We start from the raw sequence: 832 nt of genomic DNA, 5'->3' as shown, positions 1-832 counted from the left end.
TGTGCCGATAAGCTTGAAGAATATACGGCAGTTTTGGGAAATAGAGCCAGCTTTATTGTATTAACAGACTCTGTTGGTAATGAGCCAGAGGATGAGACTGCAAAATTTTATGTGTTGAAAAAAGTAAAAAAATGCGACTTATAAAAAACGTTGATAGCAATTTTGCTACTCACGTTTTTTATAAGTCGTGACATATTACTTGATTATTTATTCAAAAATTCTAAACAAACCATACATTATAGACATAAAACCAACAACATATCCTTTAAGATAACTAATATAGGCTGTTGTAAAACTCGGTGGGAAATTACGCCTGTCTTTGTATGTGATATTTAGGAATGTAATACCAAAGGATATTGCACAAATACTATCATATCTTTTAAATAAGATGGTTGTTATTCCTAAGCATATCATCAAAATTGAAAAAATCAAGTAAGTGCCATTTTTTATGGCACTTACCGACTTTTTGTGCTTAATAACAGAAATCATTATTGCAATTCCTGTTATAGACGCTAATATTCCCCAAAAATAAATATCGTTCATATTGTTTTGCTTTTATGTTATAACTAAAGAACGACTGGATATTGAATTTATTGTATTAAATTGCAGTATTAATCAGAAAACGCACAATAATATGTCTATCAATGTTTTTCCGTTGTCTCACCAGGCAGGGACTATTGGGCGACACACATATTCAAATCATATATGCTTTTCCGCCAAAGGTGCGTCTGTTTTTTATGAGTCAAAGAAAGAGTATCAAAATACTATGTTTTGAACAATCATGAGAATGTAAGAGGGTGTGTCATAAGTCTATGGCGCACCCTCTTTTATG

General features: G+C 31.9%; 1 protein-coding gene. It reads right to left on the bottom strand.

Translation table 11 applies throughout. The annotated features are described in order from the left end of the window. Positions 1-207 precede the first annotated feature (207 nt). Entirely contained in the window at positions 208-543 is a 336-nt protein-coding gene (locus tag DWV53_RS15400) for a hypothetical protein (RefSeq protein ID WP_118155491.1), read from the bottom strand. Between the last annotated feature and the right edge of the window lie 289 nt (positions 544-832).

Origin of the sequence: Segatella copri (assembly GCF_003465495.1) — a bacterium.
Lineage (GTDB): Bacteria > Bacteroidota > Bacteroidia > Bacteroidales > Bacteroidaceae > Prevotella > Prevotella copri_G.
The sequence above is the reverse complement of the archived record's forward strand: the minus strand, read 5'-3'. Positions and strand labels throughout refer to the sequence as shown.

Excerpts from the sequence above, each read along its gene's own strand:
- DWV53_RS15400 (WP_118155491.1), bottom strand. The coding sequence starts at position 543 with ATGAACGATATTTATTTTTGGGGAATATTAGCGTCTATAACAGGAATT.